This is a genomic window from Cyclobacterium sp. SYSU L10401, from assembly GCF_010993705.1.
Lineage (GTDB): Bacteria > Bacteroidota > Bacteroidia > Cytophagales > Cyclobacteriaceae > Cyclobacterium.
This window is the reverse complement of the sequence record NZ_WOFO01000001.1, coordinates 427,665-448,046: the sequence shown is the minus strand read 5'-3', so window position 1 is coordinate 448,046 and position 20,382 is coordinate 427,665. Positions and strand designations below refer to the sequence as shown.

At 42.1% G+C, this 20,382-nt stretch carries 15 protein-coding genes; 5 read left to right on the top strand and 10 right to left on the bottom strand.

Annotation, left to right across the window (positions count from 1 at the left end; translation table 11 throughout):
- Nucleotides 1-49: 49 nt before the first annotated feature.
- The 3 genes from GL182_RS01845 to GL182_RS01835 are packed head-to-tail and all read left to right on the top strand — an operon-like array spanning nucleotide 50 to nucleotide 4,329.
- On the top strand, nucleotides 50-2,053 hold the full coding sequence (locus GL182_RS01845; protein WP_163377857.1) for a peptidylprolyl isomerase: 2,004 nt from the start codon (nucleotides 50-52) through the stop codon (nucleotides 2,051-2,053).
- Nucleotides 2,016-2,915, top strand: coding sequence for a peptidyl-prolyl cis-trans isomerase (locus tag GL182_RS01840; protein WP_163377856.1), 900 nt, complete (start codon nucleotides 2,016-2,018; stop codon nucleotides 2,913-2,915). Before GL182_RS01845 ends, GL182_RS01840 begins: the two co-directional genes overlap by 38 nt.
- Nucleotides 2,893-4,329 (top strand): peptidylprolyl isomerase, encoded by a 1,437-nt coding sequence (locus GL182_RS01835; protein ID WP_163377855.1) that lies wholly within the window; start codon nucleotides 2,893-2,895, stop codon nucleotides 4,327-4,329. Before GL182_RS01840 ends, GL182_RS01835 begins: the two co-directional genes overlap by 23 nt.
- A 286-nt stretch (nucleotides 4,330-4,615) precedes the next feature.
- Here GL182_RS01835 and GL182_RS01830 read toward each other — a convergent pair whose 3' ends face one another.
- From GL182_RS01830 to GL182_RS01815, 4 genes are all read right to left on the bottom strand, one after another.
- A complete protein-coding gene (locus GL182_RS01830; protein ID WP_163377854.1) occupies nucleotides 4,616-5,812 on the bottom strand; it encodes a DUF4221 family protein in 1,197 nt (398 codons plus the stop codon).
- A gap of 37 nt (nucleotides 5,813-5,849) precedes the next feature.
- The gene (locus GL182_RS01825) at nucleotides 5,850-7,406 is read right to left on the bottom strand and encodes a BF3164 family lipoprotein (RefSeq protein ID WP_163377853.1); all 1,557 of its coding nucleotides are present in this window, start codon (nucleotides 7,404-7,406) and stop codon (nucleotides 5,850-5,852) included.
- Nucleotides 7,407-7,492: 86 nt separating this feature from the next.
- Nucleotides 7,493-7,783, bottom strand: a complete 291-nt coding sequence (locus GL182_RS01820) for a hypothetical protein (protein ID WP_163377852.1) — start codon at nucleotides 7,781-7,783, stop codon at nucleotides 7,493-7,495.
- Between the two features lie 293 nt (nucleotides 7,784-8,076).
- Nucleotides 8,077-8,904, bottom strand: coding sequence for a hypothetical protein (locus tag GL182_RS01815; protein ID WP_163377851.1), 828 nt, complete (start codon nucleotides 8,902-8,904; stop codon nucleotides 8,077-8,079).
- Between the two features lie 20 nt (nucleotides 8,905-8,924).
- Between GL182_RS01815 and GL182_RS01810 the strand changes: the two genes are divergently transcribed.
- Nucleotides 8,925-9,821, top strand: a complete 897-nt coding sequence (locus GL182_RS01810) for a lysylphosphatidylglycerol synthase transmembrane domain-containing protein (RefSeq protein WP_163377850.1) — start codon at nucleotides 8,925-8,927, stop codon at nucleotides 9,819-9,821.
- Complete coding sequence (locus tag GL182_RS01805) at nucleotides 9,814-11,415, top strand: hypothetical protein (protein ID WP_163377849.1); 1,602 nt, start codon at nucleotides 9,814-9,816, stop codon at nucleotides 11,413-11,415. The genes GL182_RS01810 and GL182_RS01805 overlap by 8 nt, the downstream gene beginning before the upstream one ends.
- Before the next feature lie 202 nt (nucleotides 11,416-11,617).
- Here the strand turns inward: GL182_RS01805 and GL182_RS01800 are convergent, their stop codons facing one another.
- The 6 genes from GL182_RS01800 to GL182_RS01775 all read right to left on the bottom strand — a co-directional run bounded on the left by GL182_RS01800 (nucleotide 11,618) and on the right by GL182_RS01775 (nucleotide 20,360).
- Complete coding sequence (locus GL182_RS01800; RefSeq protein WP_154855647.1) at nucleotides 11,618-12,505, bottom strand: hypothetical protein; 888 nt, start codon at nucleotides 12,503-12,505, stop codon at nucleotides 11,618-11,620.
- Between the two features lie 3 nt (nucleotides 12,506-12,508).
- On the bottom strand, nucleotides 12,509-13,663 hold the full coding sequence (locus tag GL182_RS01795) for a 6-bladed beta-propeller (protein WP_154855645.1): 1,155 nt from the start codon (nucleotides 13,661-13,663) through the stop codon (nucleotides 12,509-12,511).
- Between the two features lie 61 nt (nucleotides 13,664-13,724).
- Nucleotides 13,725-13,967, bottom strand: a complete 243-nt coding sequence (locus tag GL182_RS01790) for a hypothetical protein (protein WP_154855643.1) — start codon at nucleotides 13,965-13,967, stop codon at nucleotides 13,725-13,727.
- Nucleotides 13,968-15,009: 1,042 nt separating this feature from the next.
- A complete protein-coding gene (locus GL182_RS01785) occupies nucleotides 15,010-15,771 on the bottom strand; it encodes a hypothetical protein (RefSeq protein WP_163377848.1) in 762 nt (253 codons plus the stop codon).
- 113 nt (nucleotides 15,772-15,884) lie between these two features.
- Complete coding sequence (locus GL182_RS01780) at nucleotides 15,885-18,761, bottom strand: TonB-dependent receptor (RefSeq protein ID WP_163377847.1); 2,877 nt, start codon at nucleotides 18,759-18,761, stop codon at nucleotides 15,885-15,887.
- Between the two features lie 96 nt (nucleotides 18,762-18,857).
- Nucleotides 18,858-20,360, bottom strand: coding sequence for a hypothetical protein (locus GL182_RS01775; protein ID WP_163377846.1), 1,503 nt, complete (start codon nucleotides 20,358-20,360; stop codon nucleotides 18,858-18,860).
- Between the last annotated feature and the right edge of the window lie 22 nt (nucleotides 20,361-20,382).

The following is a 20,382-nucleotide window of genomic DNA, read 5'->3' as shown; positions in this document are numbered from 1 at the left end:
TGTGGGGTAAAATTCGTAACATTGCAGCCTAATTTGTACCCATTGTCCTATGAATTTGAAGCATATATATTTCCTTTTGTCGGGAATTTTATTTGCAGGTGCTTTTCAGGTTACTGATCAAAACAAGGTAAGTCAGTCCCGGACAGACTACCTCATCAGAATAGATGGCACCGTTTCAGATAGGGAAGAGTTTTTATACATATTGAATAAGAACCGCCAAAGAGCTGAAGGACCCTTATCTAAAAGCCAATTTGAAGAGAATTTCGAGCTTTTTGTAAATTACAAGCTCAAGGTAAAATATGCCATGGATTTGGGTCTGGATAAATCCAAGGAATTCCGTGATGAATTCGACACTTTTAAAGCGGATATCATCAAACCATACCTGTTGGAAAACCAGCTGGAAGAGGGAGAAATGCAAAAGGTCTACGAGCGGATGCATGAAATGGTAAAAGCCAGCCACATTTTGCTGCAATTTCCTCCCAATGCCAGCAAAGAGGATTCCCTGGCCGTTTTCAGAATGGCTCATAAAATAAAAGCTGAGGCAGAAAATGGGGCAGATTTCGGCCAATTGGCACAGGAGTATTCAGAAGATCCCTCAGCGGAAAGCAATAAAGGCAGTTTGGGGTATTTCACAGCCCTTCAGATGGTTTTACCCTTTGAAGAAGCCGCTTTTGGGCTTTCAACAGGAGAAATATCTGATCCTGTCTTATCTGATTTTGGATACCATGTTATCCGGCTGGAAGACCGGAAAAAGAATCCGGGGCAAATCAGGGTCTCTCACCTGCTGATCAGAACCCATGCGGAGCAACCGGAGAGTGAATCCATGGCCGAAAAAAAAATAGTCGAACTTTACCAAACCTTACAAGCTGACCCGGAGCAATGGTCGGAATTGGTGACTTCCTATTCCGAGGATCAGGGCAGTAAAGCCGATCAGGGGCTGATCCCCTGGTTTGGTGTAGGCTCCATCGTTCCTGAATTTGAAAAAGCTGCTTTCTCTCTGGAAAAAGCAGGTGATTTTACCCCTCCGGTCAAAACGGAATATGGGTTCCACATCATACGGCTGGAAGGACGTCGGCCTGTCCCCTCCTTTGAAGAAGTAAAGCCTGTGATACAGTCAAGGATCATTCGGGGAAGTAAATCAAATATGCTCCGGGACAAGGTCCTGGCACTGCAAAAAGACAAGCTACAGGTGAAAGAAAATGAATCCCTGCTAGCCGGGCTCAATAAGTTGTTTAACACCTTTCAGGGCAAGCCTGTACGGGAATTATTAAACGAACTATCTGAAGCAGCATGGAATAGCGATCAACTGATTCACTCCGACTGGAAAACAGCGGGGCTAAAAAACTTTATTTCCTTCATGGAGTCCGCTTTTCCGGATAAAGAGCGCCCATTGAATGATACGTTTGAAGCCATGTATAACCCCTACCTACAGGATTTGCTGGCCACCTGGGAGGAAGAGTATTTGTATGCCCATAATGCAGACTACCGGCAACTGATCAATGAGTACAAAAACGGCATGTTGCTTTTTGAACTGATGAATCAGGAGGTTTGGCAAAAAGCAGTGGAAGACAGCGCTGGTCAGCAGGACTATTTCCGGCAAAACAGTCACGATTACATTTGGGAGGAGCGTGTACCGGCATTGATTTTAAAGGCACAGCCCGGAAAAGACCTTTCAGGAGTAGCCGATTGGCTTTCCGGTCGCACTTACGAACCAGAGATGGCATCAACATTAAAAGAAAAATTTCTACAGGATGATCCGTTGTTGTTTACCTTTGAGCAGAAGGATGTAGAAATCCATAAAAATGAATGGTTAGCTTCCCTTGATCTGGACCAGTCCTTTCATAAAACAGAAGTAGGGGGAGAAACCACTTTGGTCTTAATAGGGGAGCTTATTCCTTCGACTCCCAAAAAATTTGAAGAAACCAGGGGCAAATTGATTCAGGATTACCAGCAATACCTGGAAAAAAAACTGCTGTCACGCTTAAATGAAAAATACACCATCCAAATCAATGAGGATGAAAAAGAAAAAATTTATCAATCCCTTGAAAAGTAAGGCCCTATTAGCCATAGGCACGGTGCTGTTGATGGCCTCCTGTGACCTTTTTAGCATTAAAACTGAAGAGGAGGACCCTGACAATCCCATTGTAGCCACAGTGGGAACAGCCAACCTGTATCATGCAGACATTGACCATATCAGTAAGGAAATGACAACATCATCCCTGGATTCCTCGGAATTGGTTGGCAGGTACATCCAAAGCTGGGTCAAAAAACAGCTGATGATCAGAGAGGCATCAAAAAACCTCACATTGAATGAAGCGGAAATCAACCGAAAATTACTGGATTACCGGTATGCCCTGATTGCCTATGAGTATGAGAAAAATTTTGTAGAAAAGAGCCTGGACAATGAGGTGACCCAATCGGAAATACAAACCTATTACGAGGCCAATAAGGAAAACTTCGCCTTGAAGGAAATCATTGTGCGGACCAATTTCATCAAACTGGAAAAAACACTCCCGCAAAAAAGGCAATTGGAGCGCTTGCTGAACAGCGAACAGGAAGGTCAGAAAGAAGAACTAAAAGACTTCGCTATTCGTTATGCCAACAATTACTTTATCGAAGATTCTACCTGGATAAAATTTGATGACATTATCATCAATACCCCACTTACCCAAAACAACAATCAGGTTCAGCTACTCCGGAATGAAAAATTGATCAGTGTGGATGATGAAACCTTTTCCTACTATTTCAAAATCCTGGAATACCGCTTGAGGGATCAGGTACCTCCGCTTGAGTTTGTCAGAGACGAAATCTCCAAAATTATCGTTAACAAAAGAAGGGTGGAAATAGCAGAAAAACTAAAAAGAGATATTTACAACGATGCACTTGAAAACAATGAATTTACCATATATGAATGAATGGGGAAAAAAGGTAAGCCTGTTTATACTCCTCGGCCTGCTGTGTCAACAGATAGGCTTTGCCCAGGATTCGCTAGCTACTGCCTCCAGCAGTCCCGAAACGCCGGAAGAGAAGCCCAGCGGACAGGTATTGGATAAAATAATCGCCAAGGTAGATAATTATATCATCCTGGAATCAGACCTTCAAAAAGCTTATCTGGAGGCCATTTCCCAGGCCCAGGAAGGAGTGGAAACACCCAGCCGCTGCCAAATTTTTGAATCCTTGCTGATCAACAAAATGATGATGGCCAAATCTGAAATAGATTCAGTAGTCGTTTCGGAAGCGGAAGTGATTATCCAGACCGACCAGCGATTCAATATGGTATTGCAGCAATTCGGAGGAGACGAAGAAACCCTAATCGAGGCCTATGGCAAAACCGGGGACCAGCTGAAAAGTGAAATTCAGGATGCCGTTAAGGAGCAGTTGGTTGTGCAAAAAATGCAGGGAGTGATTACCGAAGGCCTGGAGGTTTCTCCCAATGATGTTCGGAAGTTTTTTGGTTCCATACCCAGTGATTCCCTGCCCTTCTTCTCTGCAGAAGTATCTGTTGGTCAGATTGTCAAAAAACCGGAAGTGAGCCAGGAAGAAAAAGACAAGGCAATAGAACAATTGCTATCGATTAAAGAAAGGATACTTTCTGGAGATGCTGACTTTGCCAGCATGGCCCGGCAATATTCAGATGATCCCGGATCGGCAGCTCAGGGAGGAGACCTGGGTTTCTTCAGAAGGGGTGAGCTTGCACCGGAATACGAAGCCACCGCTTTTAACCTGAAACAGGGAGAAATCAGTGATCCTGTGGAGACCATGTTTGGATTTCACATGATACAGCTATTGGAAACACGTGGAAATACCTTCAATTCCCGCCATATTCTGATCATTCCGACCCCTTCGGAAAATGACATCAAGAAAGCCGAAAGGTACCTGGACAGTCTCCGCCAGCAAATCGTCGATGAAAAAATAAGTTTTGCCAAAGCTGCCAAAGAACATTCTGACGACAGGGAAACTTCAGACAATGGAGGTTTTTTTACCGATCCCGGTACCGGTTCCAATCGTTTAACCTTACGGACACTGGAAGATCCGGTGCTTTATTTCACCCTTGACAGCATGGAAATAGGCGATATCACCCAACCCATCAGGTACGAGGATGTGGACCAGCGAACCAACCGATCCGAACCTGGTGTACGCATCTTGTATTATAAAGAGCGGTTTCCTGCCCACCGAGCCAATCTCTCAGATGATTATGAGAAATTAAAGGCAGCGGCCCGCCGAAAAAAAGAAGAAGAAATTTTATCCAACTGGTTTGTTTTGGCAAAGGAAGAAGTATTTATAGATATTGATCCACAATACGATCGATGTGAAGTGCTACAAGATTAATTGAGTCATGCTCGAGTTTGTAACTACATCCCTAATATACCATGCAATACGAAACCTTAGGTATTTATAATGCCATTTCTTAAAGTTAGATCGTAAAAATGGTTATATAAAACCTGCACGATTAGCCATTTCAAATGGCTTTCGACCGGCTCTTTTCTATTTACGAAGGCGAAGATAGCAGGGTGAAGTGACATACTTCACCCAGTAGCATTTTTTATCTGTGGTAATCTGAGTAATTTGTGGTGCTCCTGTTTTTCCACCAGCATGAATTGTTAAAAATAGAGTCCTAATTATCCCGGATTTCAGCCGGCCCAAATACCTCAATGGCTATTTTGTTTTCGTTTTCATTGTACATATCCCTGCGGAAAAGGTTGATCCCGGTGGAAGAAAGGAAAATTTTTGACGGATCATAGACTTTTGAGGAAAATAAACGCTCTCCCAACTTCTCGAAACGCTCATTGAGAACGATAATCGAAAAGTCGGGTGCCCTGGACACGGATAGCTTTTCCAACGAAGGCCGGATTAGCGCCACCCTGTAAAAGAGATTTTGATTTTGGTCATAATATATTCCCCTATAATCAGAGGTAGACAAGCCATGGTCGTCTTCTTCCGGGTATATGGTACCCTTGACCCTCTTGAGATAGTGAGAGGGGTCTTGCTTGAAAGGGGGAATGGCCTCAAAGTACTCAGAGCCTACAAAGTGTTGGCTTACTTCCTTTGTCCGAAGATTAACGATTTGGAGAAAAGGATCCACGGGGTAGCTCAGCACCAATTCCTCAGTGGCAGGATTATAGGCCATACCTGGTTCGTATTTGAATTTCGGCCCCCAATGTGCCTTGCTATATAATTCCGGAAACAGGCTAAGGAATTGAACCTTATTCGTCGTCAAATCCACGCTTAATGAGCTTGGATAGTTCCGGTAATCACTTTGATACAGTGTAGTTGTGCAGGGAATCAATAGTTTTCCCTGTGAATATAGTATAGGGGAGGTAGTGGAAGGGAAGGGCATAGGAAAATTAGCAGGATCACTATAATCTGTAAGCGGATAGCGATTGGCGACTTTACCGGAATCCGTCATATGCAATAAAGCTCCCGACCAGTGATGGAAAAGGTAAATGGAGTCAAAGGTATGGAGGTAATGCGCTGAATTAGACAAGTTCCCCACTCCATTTGGCCCTTCGTACTCGAATTGGACTTTACGTAACTTATCGGGATCCTTATAGTCAAATATCACCAGTGTCATTAGATCGGCATCCAGAAAGCTCAAATATTCCCTTCCCCTGATAGACGTTACTCCAAGAGAATTGGTTGAAAACCGAAGGCTGGAATCCAGGGGGAATTCCAGTACCTCCCGGGATATTAGGTCCCTGGACTTGTTGCATTCCCAGGCGTTTTCCTTCTGAAAATAGGGTTCAAATGGCTTGTCGTCGGCACAAGCGAAAATCACGCCTATTATTAGACAAAAGACCCTAAAACTTTTCATTTTGAAATTGAGAATGAACGAAAGGACGAATTTCTTTTCAAGGTAATTCTCCCTTCAAGTTCAAAGATGCGAAAGCCAATTGCACCTCATCATAATAACGTTCAAACAAGTCGCAACTGCCGAATGAAGTCTCGATTATTATCCCTTCTTTTTCGTAGATAGTTCTTTCCCATTTATGGTGATTTTCTCTACCTTTTGGATCAACAGACCGGGTATCATATCTGAGAATATACCCCTTCCCCATGGAGTTAGAAAATTGCTGAACGCTCAATTCTTCTAGATCGCTATTTGACTTAAAATCAGCAAACTTTGATTCAATATACGCGGAAATATCAAAATCTTCATTGATTGGTTTAGAAAGCCATAATTGAATAGAAGCACCGCAGCCAGAAGAATCTTTAGTCCTTTCCCTGACAAAGCCACCATAATTTATATAAAAGTCATTTTTTTCTCGAATTACATTTTTTTCTTCAGCAATATTGGTTGCATAATTCCATCCAGCTGGCAATTCAATCTGATAATAATCATTTTCAATTTGATTCTTTTCACTGTCTCCCAAATTTAAATTCTTACTATTTTTTAAATTATACTCAAAAATAACATCTTCCTTAAAAAAGGACATCCCATATAATTTCTCAAATTTTGGGGAGACGGCAAATGTAGTAATGGGTTGATCCAGTAAATAACGTTCTACTAGGTTCCCGTCCCAATCCCAAATTTCCAAATGCGGTCGAAAAGCATCAGGTTGTTCAATTGCTTCTTTCTTTGTTTTTCCTACATGAAGGACATAAATAAATTCTTTGGTAGCAAAAGGTTCCACACGGTATGTAAAGTCATCACCGTCTGAATCATTAGCGTAGTCACTATTCACCTCTATTTCTTGAAGCAATTCTCCATCCTCGCTATAGTATTTTATTAAGTTTTGATAAATGTAAAAAGTCGCCAGCCTACCATTTCCGGGATGGGATACTAATGTCTTCATATACTGGCGGTACCTCTCACCAGGTTTCAATTGATCACCAGAAGGATCTTGGGGATATCTCCCAAATTTATCTATCTCTTCATTGCTCACCAAATTCACCAATAGGTGTTCTTCTCCCCCAGGAGTTGCTTCCCAAATATCTGACACATAAATGGAGTCATTGATTAAAACAAGTCTGTTTATGGGCGATGAACTTCCTTCAAGTACCTCTATCCGTTCAGTAAACTTCTCCTTTTCGTTTTCAAGTTTAACCTTAGTGATTTGCGAACCGGAAAATATAACTAAATTTTCGTTCAAAGTCTGCACGGAATTTGGATCAACAAAACTAAATTCATTCGGCCCTTCTCCTATTTCACCAAAACTGAAAAGAAAGTCAAAGGAGGGTAAACTATATACTTTAAAAAGGTCTTTTTTAGCATTGTTAAAAATGACAGCTTTTTCCGACAATAATATTAATTTGGACGGTAATAAAGGAAAATTATCTAAAGAAAGTTCCTTGGACTCAAGGCCAACAGCATTAGGAACTTCATCCAGTATCCTTTTACTTGAATCCTTGGATTGACACGAAATAAAAAACAGAAAAAGTCCTGCTAAAAACACTATTTTTTTCATCAAAATATCAAGCTATTTGAAAAATAAATTTATGATATAAGAAAACCTTAAATAAAATCTACAGGTTTTCTTTTGTTGAAAAAATATTATTGGCAAGTCGAAGCATCCATGAAAGCATCTGCACTCACTGTGTCACAGGTACTTCCACATCGATAAATTGTAGAACAACCCCAAAACCAACATTCACTATAAGTAGAATAGCACGTCCAGCTTCCTGATCCTCCGCTTCCTTCTAAAGCATTTTCCAAAGCCACTTCCGTCTCCGAAAACTGCGCCTCAGTACCACCGACCCCAAACTGCCAGCCGGGTAGCATCAAAAAAGCTACCACTCCCAGTGAGGCCATTAGTCTTTTGGAATTTTTAAACAATCTTTCCATAATTTTTGAGTTTAATTTAACTAACTGTTTTACAGGAGACAATGTGCAAAAAAAAACTATTAGTTGCAAATTATTTTTTAAAAAATATAAAAATAATTAAAAACAATCTTTTTTTAAGCATGTATTGTGTTTTTAGGGGGAGACGGAGTTTGTGCTTATTTTCGAAGTCTTTTTACCACGGATTCGCACAGATTTTCACAGATTTTTTAGGTGTCAGGATTGACCCATTTTTTTGTCTTTTTTATCTGTGTTAATCTGCGTAATCTGTGGTGCACCTTTTTTCTTAAGGACAGTTACTCGTCCGCTTCGTACCCACGATTTAGAAACCGCCACCAGGATGCCTCATCCTTCATGGGATGGGGCTTTCCTTCCTGTAGGGTTTCCTGTATCAGATCTTCCCGCCTGAGAAAGGCCTCCTCCCATAGCGAAGACCAGAAAAGTGGTCCATGCGGAAAATGCCGCTGCACAGCCTCTTGCATTTCCTCCCAGTCCCGGTCAGCAGCCCCGGCCCGGAAGGCTTCCCATTTTTCTCGTTTCTTGCGCAAATAGGCTGCGTATGGATCTCCATTTATCGGTGCCCTCTCTATCTCCAGCTCACGAAGCAGCAGGTCCCTGAAAAATACCGCAAAGCCCGTACGAATATCCGACAGACCCGGGTTTTCGGATGGTGAATCAAAAAACCAAAAATTCCTCCCCAGTTCATAGAAAAAAAGGTGGTCATGCCGGCCGCTGGTTACAAATTCCCTGTAGACCCGCTCAAATTTTTCTTCGGTAATCTCCATGCCTTTCTGACCGATCCTGCCGCAGCCCGGGCCACAGGTCAGTGGAACAATGGCCAGCGGCAATTTCTCTGTATTAAAGGCAGCGGGTGCCGGTTCCCTGCCCATGAGCGCAGCCGCCAGTGCATAGGCCCTGTCATAGGTCTCTAACATCGAGGCCAAAGTATCCTTAGCATAATCTCCTTTGGTATAAAGTAAAACGATATGCCGGCTCTCAAGAGGTGTCAATTCGGAAAATCCGCCGGTAAAATGGGCATAGGACAGGCAGCTATCCCCACAGCCCGGGCAAAATAGGATCAGAAAATAAACAAATAATACAGCCAGGCTATTGGATTTTATCATATTTATTGTTTAGTTAGTGCATGAATAAACTCAAAAAGAAGGATATTGCCAAGTGGCTGCTGAAATTTGTACTCTCAGCCACGGCACTTTTTTTTGTTTTCCGTATCGTAGATCCGGATGCTATTTTTGACGCCATTTTTTCAGCCGATCCTTTTTATTTGCTCCTGGCTTTTCTGGCCTTTAATCTTTCCAAAGTTTTGTCCGCTTTTCGGTTAAACCATTACTATTCCGCCATTGGGGTGAAGATTTCCCAAAAATACAACCTGCTGCTCTATTATATCGGGATGTTTTACAATCTCTTTCTTCCCGGCAGCGTGGGTGGAGATGCTTACAAAGTCTACCTGCTGCGTCAGCAGGGCCTCGGAGGCACCAAAAAGCTGCTGCTGGCCACCCTCATGGACCGACTGAGCGGTCTGGCCTTATTGGTGCTGCTTACCTTTGGCCTGGTTTTGTTCAGCAGCCGGCTGATGGACATGCCCTATATCGGACCGCTCAGCTTCTCCGGGCTGCTGCTTACCCTGCCCCTGTTTTGGATTGTCAACCGCCGGTTTTTTCCGGAGCTGTTTACCGTGATATTGCCTACCCTTCACCTTTCCTTTTGGGTACAGTTGGGGCAGTTGCTTTGTGCTTTCTTTATTCTGCTGGCGATTGGTGTTGAAGTAGGATATCTGGACTACCTGATTTTGTTTATGGTATCCTCCGTGGTAGCGGTACTGCCTTTTACCCTGGGTGGCGTGGGCGCCAGGGAGCTCGTTTTCCTTTACGGCTATCAGTACCTGCTTATAGAAGAGCGGCTTGCCATTGCCTTTACTTTTTTGTTTTTCAGCACCCTGGCAGTCTCTTCCCTGGCCGGCCTGGCACTCTCACTGCTGCCCCTGCCGGAAAGCGGACCTTCTCCCGTAATTGCCGATGAATGATTGGCTCAGGTTGTTTTTTATTGCCTACCTGCTGCTGGGCACCTGGCTGATAGCCGACTACGGAATCAGCATGGACGAACCCATACAACGCAGGCATGGCATGGTGGCATTTGAATATATCAGGGACCTCTCAGGCTTATTTCCGGATGTGCCCAACCAGACCGGGGCGCACCTGCCTACCTATGACCACCGGGATTATGGGATGCTATTTCAGACCCTGGCTTACGGCCTGGAGCTTGCCCTGGGTATAGACAATAGCCGGGACGTATTCCGGCTCCGGCACCTGATGGTGTTTGTGTTGTTCTGGGCTGCCTGTGTGGTTTTTTACCGGATCCTGTACCGCAGGTTTGGGTCCGTCGCCCTTGCGATGGCGGGGGTTTTGATGTTCATCCTCAGCCCCCGCATCTTTGGGGACAGCATGTACAATCCCAAGGACATTCCCCTGCTCTGCTGGTTTGTGTTTGCCTTTTACACCCATATCCGCTTTGTAGACTGGCGGGACCGCTACGGTCCTGTGCTCCACGGCCTTGCCTGTGGGCTGGCCATAGGCAGCAGGGTAGTAGGAGTGGTATGGCCCCTGATAAGCCTGGGCTACCTGAGTTTGCATTTATTGGTCCTTAGGAATGAAAAAGGCTACCTGTTCGCTTTTCTGAAACGCACGGCAAGTTACCTGATTTTTCTGCTGCTGTTCACTTTCCTGCTATGGCCGGTATTGTGGGAGGATCCGGTAGGAAGCTTTCTGCACTCCTTCAACAGCATGAAACGTTTCCGCTGGTATGGGGAGATGCTGTACATGGGGGAGCTGGTGCGATCTACTGACCTGCCCTGGCATTACATTCCGGTATGGATAGGTGTTACCACGCCGCTTTCCTTTTTGGTGTTGATGGCATTGGGTATAACAGGGATGGTAAAACGGAACCTGAAGTGGAAATGGAGGTGGCTAAAAAACCGGACTGCGGGAATTGACCTGGTCGCAATGGGCGCACTGGCGATCCCATTGGGGTCGGTGATCGTTTTGGGCTCTGTGCTTTACAATGGCTGGAGGCACCTGTATTTTGTGTACCCTTTTCTAGTCTATGCCGGTGTATGGGGGATGCATATATTTTGGGTTTGGTACCGGAAAAAAAAGCGGTTGCGCTCCGTCCGTTTGTTGCTGGCCGGATTACTCCTGCTCCTGGCAATAGACCTGGTACATACCGTCTACGTAATAGTCCGCTACCATCCCCATCAGAGCGTCTACTTCAACGCTTTGGCAGGCGATGTGGAACGCAACTTTGAGCGGGATTACTACGGGGTATCCTACCGGCAGGGGCTGATGCGGCTTTTGGAAAAATATCCGGAAAGGAAACTCCGGATCTACAGCCGGGATTTTATCGGCAAGATCAATACGATGAACTTTCCCAAAAAAGAAGCTGAAAGGCTGGTATTTGTAGACCGCATCGAGGAGGCGCAATTTTTCGTGACCTTGTTTAATTTCCGGTCCGGGCAGGAATACCGGGAATTTACCCGGGGGGAGTTTCCCTTTGATCAGCCGGAGATGTTTAGTATCCGTGTTCGTAGATACAGGGTATTTCAGACGTACAGGCTAGAATAAAAATAAACACCAAATATTTCTAACATGTTTCCTGTGTTTCTTAACCAGACACAAAAATTGTGAAGCAGCATGAATGAAGCTATTCATTGTTTGTTAACAACTTTTATAACAAACTAGGAGATTAAATATGTTCTCCTTCGATAAGAATTGCAGCAGTTTGGTCTAGAGTTCTCGGTCCACAATATACGATTTTTTAAAGTATCTAATCAACCAAAAACTCTACCATGAACGCAGCAAAACTGTTATCAGGAAGATCTGCCACCCACACCCTGTTTGGGTGGCTAAAGAAAATTGATTTTATCCCAGACTTCGAGAAATTCTGTTTTGAAATGGTGAATGAATTAGATTCTTCCCATTGATCAAGTAATATAAATATAGAATCCAAGTAATCAGGAATAGATATGGGTGGTTCAAATACTACTTCGTTCCACCCAATCTGATTAACTTCAAATAACATTGCTTTGGGTGCCAAATCCATAAATTTATCAAGGGTATAGACTTTCATTGGTTTAATTCGAAGCATTTCTTTATTACCCAATATTCTTATATCAATCAAAATACTGTCTTTTATAAATGAAGATCCTACATGAAAAAATAATTTAGAAATGAATATTTCTTCTCTTTTAGGAGTTTTTACAAATGAACCATACCTCATATCATTTAAATACATTTCACCCGAATCACTAAAAGACCCTAATTTTCTTGCTCTTTTCTCTTCTTTCACTAAGTAGCTTGAATCTCCAACTAATAATGTTTCCAATCTTTTAGTTTTCACCTCAAAAGTTTCTAGTAATATATCATTAACCTTTATCTTTATTTCACCTAAATTACTTATTTTATCAATAGAAATAAGTGTGTCATCAATAGCAAACCCTGAAATTAAAATTTCATCAGTAACTATACTGTCTGGATTAAATCCTACTATACCTTCGGAATTGGTTATTAAAAATTCTTTACTTGGAAAAAACGAAATCTTACGATTAGGTAAAGCTTCATTTGTAGTATCGTCAACCAGTTTAATTTTGATCGATTGAGAATAAGCACTCGAAAATCCAAGAAAAAATAGCGTTAAATAATACAATAATTTCATGATTTAATTTTTAATCTGATAGAAAAGCAAGTAATTTAAATTTTCTTCACTAAATACATCTCCTAAGTTAGACTTAACGTCAAATTCTTTTTGTTCATACTCTATGTATTCTTTTGGGATTACGGATATAAACAAGTCATTCTTAAAATCAAACGTCATGGGAAATGGAAGTGTACCTCCATTTTTGTCATCAACAAAGGAAGAAATGTTAAATTCTTTTTCGGAATTTTTATCATAGAAAAAAAAATTCTGATCCAATCCTTGTCGATACCAAAAGGACAACCAATCTTCAGTAGCCATCAAAAAATGTTTAAATCCCCTATATTTCTGTTCAAAAAATTTTCCTGCTATAGTTTCTTGATCATTAGTAAATAGAAGCTGTTTGGGAATATGGTAGGAACCCCAATTTATAACATATTCCGCTAAGATATCATCTCCCTTAAAAGAATAAATTGTATCATTGAATATGTCCGAAAAATAAATCCTGTCAGCGTATTTATAAAACCTTTGAGGAGTATCAAATTCATCTCTACCAGGAACATACGGGATTGAGGAATAAATTAAATGATCAAAACTTTTGTTAAAAATTTGTAGTTTGTTAGATCTCTGATCTGAAAGTCCAAAACGATCTTCATCAGCATAAACAAAAAATTTGTCTTGAAAAAAATTCAATTCAATTAATAACAAATTAACTGGTAAATTTCCATAATAAATTTTGCTATAGATATTATACTTATGAATTACCTGAGTACTTCTTTGATATAAAAATAATGTATCCCCCAAAATCTCAAAATCTTCCAAATCCTGAAATGTACCTTTACCTTCACTTCCATCAGCATAGAATGCATTGATTAAATTCCCTGAATAATCAACTATATGAAGTGCAGCATTAAAATCATCAAGAATCCCAATTTTTTTATCAAAAACTTTGATTTTATATATTTCAGCAATTTCGGGAATATTCTTAGGTATTTCTATAGGTACATAATAAAGAGAGTCAAATATTTTTGAAAATTTCAATGGTTTGGCAATATTATTAATATTAATATTCACCACCATTTCTGAGTTTTTTGAATTAAGCGATCTCGAATTTCCGTCGTTATTGGTTTGACAGCTAATTAAAAGAATAATTAAAAATATTGAAATATACTTGTTCATATTATAATTATAATTATAAAAATATAGAACTGCCTTTTTAAGACAGTTCTATAATAATCATCTAGCATGGGTGACAAACCCATCCTGGAGCAGGTTTACATCCTTTTTTAAATGTCATATTTTTTTTGTCAATAAACTGGCAAATAGTATCACTCCCCGCCACCGCATTTTCCAATGCCAGTTCCGACTCCGAGAACACAGCACCCGTTGCACCGACACCAAACTGCCAGCCGGCTACCATCAAAAAAGCCACCACTCCAAAAGAAGCCAATAATTTTCTGGAATTTTTAAATAATCTTTCCATAATTTTTTAGGTTTTTGTAAACTAAATATTTTATGGAGGCTAAGCTGCAAAAAAAAAATCATTAGTTGCAAATATATTTTTAAAAAAATATAAAAAAAATTAAAAACAATCTTTTTTTAAGCATGTATTGTATTTTTAGGGGGAGACGGAGTTTGTGCTTTATTTGTGAAGCTTTTTCACCACTGATTCGCACAGATTTTCACAGATTTTTTTGGCTCCAAAATCGACCCATTTTTCTATTATTTATCTGTGTTAATCTGAGTAATCTGTGGTGCATCCTTTTTTTTAACCACAGATTCGCACAGATTTTCACGGATTTTTTTATTTTTTTGCCATTTTAAGGCCGGGCGGGAAAGGGTGTTGAAAATACACCCAAATATTTTCGGCACATTAAACAGCTAAAACTTGTCCTATGGCCAATTGTATCCGTGTCCAGAAACGGTTCATTACGTATTTCTAATGGGTACCGGCATTACAAATGCCGCAGATACCTTTATTCCTGATAAAAGTGTGGAAGATGCAATCTGCACCCAGAATAGTAGCTTATCTGAAGACAAGATCACGCTGAGTGCCGTTTTGAATAATAAAACCTATTGAAAACATCCCAGGCACCCCTGGCAGTCTGAATGGATACGCACACGCTATCCCCTTAATTCATATTCCTCAAAACAGCAATATAGTTGCTACGAATTTGGCTTTATTGTATTGTAAACGAGCAATCCTTGTTAATTTTTCACCTCACTTTGAATAAAATGGGGTGAAAAGCTGTTAACATAGCAAACTTAATGGCCCTATCTGCTCAATAGAGCACGTTTTTCGGAACTTGAGTTAATCATAAAAACAAACGAAAAAATCCCCTACGCCCTTAAAGGGTGATTTGCCGAATGACTCGGTTTAAGCTCAATTGGTTTCATTGAAATGGCCAGAAAAAACTTACCGGTAATACCCGTGACCGATAATTCATTCTGTCCAAATTTCCTTGAAAAGGGATCAAAATATATTTTTTGATGAAAATCCTGGGAAACTTAGAATCTACCTAGGGTTAATTGGCGGCCAATACCAGTTCCTGCTTTAAAAAACAGCTGAATTCCCGGATCCTTTCGGTATCATGGTACTTCAGAGCAGTAATGGAAAACTGGTAGGCTGCGAGGGGATTGCCGTCCTTGAAATACCGGATTGATTGGTTGAAATATTGCAGTCCCAGCAGGTTTTGTAGGTCTATGGATCGGTAAATATGTGGAGTGCCAAGGGACTGATCCATTTTATCTACCTCCCATAATTTCTGACTACCAGACTCCCTGGCAAAATCACTCAGATATTGTTCCTTTTCATCCGGATCGGCAATAAAGCCTCCCTGAGGGTCGGTAACCTCCAAAAACAATTGCTTGCCTTCTACTTCAACTTGCAGAAAAACGTGATAGGTGGTTTCCTTCACTTCATAAGCAAAACCAAAATAATCCAGGAAGGTGGCCAAAATCAGGGAACCGCTCACACAATCGTAAAGTCCCTGGTCAAGGGCATCCTTGTCCAGGGTAAACTGTTGGTAACGGTGAAATAATTTTTGGTGCGCACGGTAAAAAATATTTTTGACCATTTTTTCGCTGTTCCCGAATTTCCTGAAATCTTTCTCCAAAAGTTCATATAAATCCGCAAACCGCTCACTTTCAGTCCTCCAGGAGTCCACCCAGGCTTTACCGGTATTGGGAACCGCCCCGTGCGTATCCGTATTCCCTCCAGCCAAAGCTGAGGCATGCCACAGCAAAGGAAGAAAAAACCAGAGTACACATGTGCTAAAACCACGCATTGGAGTATATATTAATTCAACGTTAATTAAATTTAACAATTTATTAACATTAAAACAAAAAAAATATCCCTCCTATTTGAAGGGATATTCATGCATGTGGTTTATTAAATGAATTAAAACGAATAGGCGAAATTCAAATTGATCAATGTACCGGGGTTGAGACTGGAAAAAATCTGGTCTTCAGCATTGTAGGACCTGAACACTTCCTGTCTTGACTGATTGAGCAGGTTTTGAACATTGAAGCCAGCCTGTACCCTTTCTTCTGCGCCAAAGGTCTTGTTCAGACTTAAATTCAAGGCGTGAAATGGGACGGTATAGGTATCTGTACGGTTACCAAACCCAATATAATTGAGGGTAGCGCCCTGCACATTGTAAAACAATCCCGCTTCCAGACCTGATACGTAATTGTTATAGGCAATGCCCGAATTGATGATATAGGGTGCCTGACCGGCCATATCCCGGGTAGAAGAAATGACTTCCCCCTCCCTGGCGGTTAGTCTTCTGGACTGCAACTCAGAAGCGGACATCTGAATGCTGGACGAAGTGAGGGTGCCATTAAAAGTGAAAAAGAAGTTTTCCAACTTTGGATCCATAAAAGACAGTGATTTTCTCAACTCCAGCTCCACTCCGGCAACGGTACCGTTACCCACATTCCTGGGCTGAAAGGAACCCGGATCTGATAAAAACTGCACCATTTCTATCGGTTGATCAAAAGTTTTATAAAAAGCACTTAAGGATAAAAGCTGGCCGGCAGGAAGAAATTGCTCCCATCTCAGATCGAAATTATTTATCCTGGTGGCTTCCAGCTGCCCATCCCAAAGCACTTCGGCGCCTCCATTGGTTGTTTCCTGAAATAGTGCACCAATAAAAGTCCGGCCGGTAATGGGGTCCAGTATTTCCGCAAAGGACATTTCCTTAAAAGATGGCCTTGCGATGGTTCTGGAAAAGGATAATCGGATATTTTGGTTTTCCTTCAGATTGCTGATCAGGTTGATCGTGGGAAACAAATCCAAATCATCCAAGACCTTTTCATTATCAAAAACAATGGTTTGGGTCTGATTGGAACCGGTATAATATTGCTCGTATTTTTCCGCCCTTAAGCCTACGATGGCTTTTAAGTTTTCCATGGGTGAAAACTCGCTGTGCGCATAAATGCCGATATTTTGTAAATTGGCGTCAAACCTGTTGGGATTGTTAGGGATAAACAATGGGTTGTAGCGAACACCATTCCTATTGTTTTCTGAGAAAAGATTCTCTTCATTCATTACTTCATTGGGATCGCCCGTAAAAGTGGTATTCCCTGTGGAAAATTGAAAATCCTGGATAAGAAAATCCCTTTGCTTGTAAGTCAAGGAAGATCCAAACCTCAACCTGGCCGATTTCCCGAATAAGGTATGATTTCTGGTCAAATCCAGTTTGCCCACCAGGTTTTGCTCCTCAAGGGACCTCCAGATACGCTGGGGCAAACCCACTTCTGAAGAAATGGTGTTGTTTGGCCTGCGAAACCTGAGTACCCGTACATCCGGATCATCAATCGTGGATAGGGTTGGAGAAACCTTCCATTGGACCTCCCAATCACCTCCAGGAAGAAAATGAGCTCCACTGAGCATCAGGTTAGTCAGGGAACGCTGGCTGTATTCTATGTTGTACTGATCAGCTTCAAAGACCGCTCCCAAATTGGTATTGACAAAATCGAAAACACCCACTTTGGATTCGCCATTCTGCAGGCGAATCAGGTTTAGTTTGTATTTTGAAAAGTCTGTTTTATAGGCCAGTCCAGCCAGGCCTCCCAATAATACATTGTTTACCCCAAAATTTCCCATGGATTGTTCCAGTGGCTCCAGGGCAAAGTCTCCACTACCTCTTGGCTTTCCATAGAGGTTGTACTGAGCATCTTTATAATACTCAGAAGTATTTTTATAGGTAATGGCGAGGTTATAACCCAATTTATTGCTACCCAGCCCTACCTGGTTGCCCAGTGAGAATCCCATGCTAAAATTAGCCAGGTTTTGTTCTTTTCTCCCTCCAAATTCCGGATTGAAATCCCTTAAGATGCGTTGGTACAGCTGACCTCTTTCTCCGGAAGGACTACCGATAACATCCCCAAATTGCGGAATATCGGTTTCTCCTTTGGTAGGGATTGCCCGGTATCCATTGTCAAAACCAAGGAAATCCGTAGTACTGCCTGAGGCTGTCAGGAAGTTTTCATTGAAATGCATGGAAGGATTGTATCCTCCACTAAGGGAAAACCTCATGGTTTTCTCCTCCGGAAAATCCTTGGTCTCAATATCTACCACACCACCCGTAAAGTCTGCGGACAGGTTACTGGTAAAGGACTTGGACACAATGATATTGTCAATGATATTGGTAGGAAAAATATCCATCTGTATGGTATTTCTGTCAGGGTCCAGCCCCGGGATATCTACCCCATTGAGTACTGTCTTGGTGTACCTGTCTCCCAATCCACGAATGTAAACGTATTTGCCTCCTTCAATGGAAACCCCTGTCACCCGCTTAATGGCCGCAGCGGCATTACCATCACCAATCTGTCGGAAAGAAGACGCAGAAATCCCATCCATCAATTGGGCCGCATTTCTCTTTACCGTCATTAAAGCTGCTTCGGTGGTCCGGATAGCTTCTGCTGAGATGGTCACCGTTTCCAGATCAGAGGTAAACTCCTCCATCTTTAAATTATCCAAAACAGTAACTTCACCGGACTTTACCTGCACATCCTTCAGGTTTAGGACGTTGAAGGAGATAAATGAAGCCTGTAATTCATAAGTTCCGGGAGCTATAGGAATTTCAAAATCCCCGTCAAAGTCGGTAACTGCTCCCGTCTGACTGCCTACCACAGAAACTGCTACCCCAAATAAAGGTTCACCGGTCCCGGCGTCAAATATGGTCCCTCTGATGGTACCATTTTGGGCTGACACATTTGCAGACAGGAAAATCATTCCCATGCAAAGCCAGCCTAAGATTAATCTTTTCATTTTTTTGTTTTTAATAAATACAGCGATGTAATGATAAAAAGTAAGGAAAGGGATGCCTGAGGCATCCCTTTTAAAAAATGATTTGGTTTTCAGTGATTATAAATCGTCTAATTGTCCTGCAACAGCAGCCCAGGACCAGCCTTCAAATGCTGATTTGTCTGCTCCTACAGTGTTCTCTCCAAGAGCCACTTCACTGGCATGTTCATGGGTACCGTTTCGGAAAACGGTTTCAAGGGTCACACCGGCTGCCAGGGTAACTTCCAGGTTGTTAAAATTCAGTATACCGTTCTCGAAGTTGGCAAGGCTTACATCTCCACTTAAAGACAAGTCCCCCCTTCCATCAGTTTCGGCCGGATCGGGAAATCCAAAGAAATATATGTTTTCGAATGTACCCCTGGCACCGTCACGAAAATCACCTAACTCAGAAGCTGGATGCCCTATTACGGTTCCATTTGTGAGGGTGTGGGCAGCATTGAATGATCCTTCGGGACCGTCAATCTCCAGGGCATGGTCGGTGTTGGCACCGCAGAGCAGGATAAAATTATCCATCGTACCGGACCAGGCTTGATCCGTATCCAATGCATCATCACCTGAATTCCATACAATTGCATTCTTCACACTAACAGTACCTCCAAACCACTCAATACCATCATCCTGATTGGCAATGACCTCAATGTTCTCTATTATTGTAGTAGAGCCTACGCCACCCAGTGTCAGGCCATTGATTTCATTACCTTCTCCTATATTGGCTCCGCCATGCCGGATGGAGATATATTTCAATACTCCGGAATCATCTTCAGGATCATCTCCCCCATAAAGTCCATTTGTATCAGAAGGAGGAATGCCTTCAATTTGTATCTCCGACACATCACCAGCGAAAGAACTGGGGGCCTTTCCCAAGACAAGCAGACCACCCCAAAGGCCATCAATATCCGGATCCATGTTTGGACTGGCTACCATGCCGGGTTCGATTTCATCAGCCACTGCAGTAAAAATAATGGGCTGATCTGGCTCTCCTGCTGCATTGATTTTAGCTCCTCTGGCAATGACCAAGGCTGTTGCGTTGGCTCCTGAGCCAGTTTCTCCCTTCACCACCACTCCAGGTTCGATGGTCAGCGTAGCTCCGTTGGTTACAGTAATTCTACCACCCAAGATGTAGGTTTTTCCTGTTTCCCATACCGCATCCTCTTCAATATTTTCGGCAATTCTAATGGTAGTCGCCACAGCCCCTACTGTAAGTACGTGTGTGACCGTCTGCGTGTCTCCATTGCTATCTGTAGCCACAAACTCAAAAACCACATTGCTGTTGGCATCTTCATCGGTAGAAGTATAGGAAAATTCATGGCTTGCAGAAGTTTCTCCATTAAAATTTATGGTTTCAAGAGTGGATCCATCTTTTCGGATCACCAAAGTGGCCAAACCATCGTTAGCAGAAATGCTGGCAGTTACCGGGCCTACGGTTTCACCTGCTTCGATCACGGCAGTAGCCGGTATTCCCGTTATCGATACAAAATTGTTGGGTTGTTCCTCTTCTCCACAAGCGGCAAGTAAACTTACTGCCAGTACCAAAGCGGTCAATCCTTTGAAAATTTTCTTCATAATGAGTAATAGATTAGTAAGT

Excerpts from the sequence above, each read along its gene's own strand:
- GL182_RS01825 (WP_163377853.1), bottom strand. The coding sequence starts at position 7,406 with ATGAAAAAAATAGTGTTTTTAGCAGGACTTTTTCTGTTTTTTATTTCG.
- GL182_RS01845 (WP_163377857.1), top strand. The coding sequence starts at position 50 with ATGAATTTGAAGCATATATATTTCCTTTTGTCGGGAATTTTATTTGCA.
- GL182_RS01800 (WP_154855647.1), bottom strand. The coding sequence starts at position 12,505 with ATGAAATTATTGTATTATTTAACGCTATTTTTTCTTGGATTTTCGAGT.
- GL182_RS01840 (WP_163377856.1), top strand. The coding sequence starts at position 2,016 with ATGAAAAAGAAAAAATTTATCAATCCCTTGAAAAGTAAGGCCCTATTA.
- GL182_RS01795 (WP_154855645.1), bottom strand. The coding sequence starts at position 13,663 with ATGAACAAGTATATTTCAATATTTTTAATTATTCTTTTAATTAGCTGT.
- GL182_RS01775 (WP_163377846.1), bottom strand. The coding sequence starts at position 20,360 with ATGAAGAAAATTTTCAAAGGATTGACCGCTTTGGTACTGGCAGTAAGT.
- GL182_RS01830 (WP_163377854.1), bottom strand. The coding sequence starts at position 5,812 with ATGAAAAGTTTTAGGGTCTTTTGTCTAATAATAGGCGTGATTTTCGCT.
- GL182_RS01820 (WP_163377852.1), bottom strand. The coding sequence starts at position 7,783 with ATGGAAAGATTGTTTAAAAATTCCAAAAGACTAATGGCCTCACTGGGA.
- GL182_RS01835 (WP_163377855.1), top strand. The coding sequence starts at position 2,893 with ATGAATTTACCATATATGAATGAATGGGGAAAAAAGGTAAGCCTGTTT.
- GL182_RS01815 (WP_163377851.1), bottom strand. The coding sequence starts at position 8,904 with ATGATAAAATCCAATAGCCTGGCTGTATTATTTGTTTATTTTCTGATC.
- GL182_RS01780 (WP_163377847.1), bottom strand. The coding sequence starts at position 18,761 with ATGAAAAGATTAATCTTAGGCTGGCTTTGCATGGGAATGATTTTCCTG.
- GL182_RS01785 (WP_163377848.1), bottom strand. The coding sequence starts at position 15,771 with ATGCGTGGTTTTAGCACATGTGTACTCTGGTTTTTTCTTCCTTTGCTG.
- GL182_RS01810 (WP_163377850.1), top strand. The coding sequence starts at position 8,925 with ATGAATAAACTCAAAAAGAAGGATATTGCCAAGTGGCTGCTGAAATTT.
- GL182_RS01805 (WP_163377849.1), top strand. The coding sequence starts at position 9,814 with ATGAATGATTGGCTCAGGTTGTTTTTTATTGCCTACCTGCTGCTGGGC.
- GL182_RS01790 (WP_154855643.1), bottom strand. The coding sequence starts at position 13,967 with ATGGAAAGATTATTTAAAAATTCCAGAAAATTATTGGCTTCTTTTGGA.